Genomic DNA, 1,054 nt, shown 5'->3' with positions numbered 1-1,054 from the left:
GGCCCCTATCCCTGTCCCGGCCGTGGGATGGTGTGTGTGATGTCGGTGCAGCCGACGCCGTGGCCGGAGCCGGCGCCGGAGATCGTGGCGGCGGTGCGGGCGATGTATGCGCGGCGGGAGCCGCCGTTGGCGGTGGCGGCGCGTGATCGGTTGGGGGAGTTGTTCCCGGACGTCGAGTTCGCCGTCGGGTTCGGTGTGCGGGGCCGGCCGGGGTGGTCACCGGGCCGGTTGGCGCTGGTCACAGTGTTGCAGATGGCCGAGAACCTGAGCGACCGGCAGGCCGCGGAGGCGGTCCGGGACAAGATCTCGTGGAAGTACGCGCTGGGGCTGGGGCTGGAGGATGAGGGGTTCGACGCCTCGGTGCTGTCGGAGTTTCGCACCCGGGTGGTCGAGCACGGCCTGGAACAGCGGGTGCTGGATCTGTTGCTGGAGCGTCTGGTCGAGCAAGGGCTGCTGTCGGCTGGCGGCAAGGCACGCACCGATTCCACCCACGTGGTGGCGGCGGTGCGTGAGCTGACCCGGATCGAGCTGGCCGGGGAGAGCGTGCGCGCCGCGGTGGAAGCGATCGCGGCGGCAGCGCCGGACTGGCTGTCCGATGCGATCGAGGTGGCCGACTGGGCCGAGCGCTACGGCGCCCGGGTGGATTCCTGGCGGCTGCCCTCGTCCAAGGCCAAGCGGGACGCGCTCATGCGCACCTACGGCGCCGACGCGCGGACGTTGTTGCGCGCCATCTACCACCCGCAGGCCCCGGCCTGGCTGGCTAGGCTGCCCGCGATCGAGGTGCTGCGGGTGATGCTCGTCCAGCACTATCTGATCAGCACCGATGCCCCGGGCCGGGAGGTGATCCGGGCGCGGGAGGCCGACACCGACGGTCTCCCGCCCGCCAGAACGCGGCTGCGTTCCCCCTACGACCTGGATGCCCGCCGCGGCGGCAAGGGCCAGCTGCGCTGGAGCGGGTACAAAGCCCACCTCACCGAGACCTGCGATACCCCGATCACCACCGGCGGGCAGGACGGCGCCGGCGGGCAGGACGGCGCCGGCGGGCAGGACGGCG

General features: G+C 72.6%; 1 protein-coding gene. It reads left to right on the top strand.

All coding sequences use genetic code 11. The features are described from left to right. Positions 1-84 precede the first annotated feature (84 nt). Positions 85-1,054: transposase (locus tag ACFPL3_RS41995; RefSeq protein ID WP_379591039.1), on the top strand; the 970-nt coding region annotated here is incomplete at its 3' end.

It is taken from the genome of Pseudonocardia zijingensis (genome assembly GCF_042657305.1).
Classification (GTDB): Bacteria; Actinomycetota; Actinomycetes; order Mycobacteriales; family Pseudonocardiaceae; genus Pseudonocardia; species Pseudonocardia zijingensis.
The sequence above is the reverse complement of the archived record's forward strand: the minus strand, read 5'-3'. Positions and strand labels throughout refer to the sequence as shown.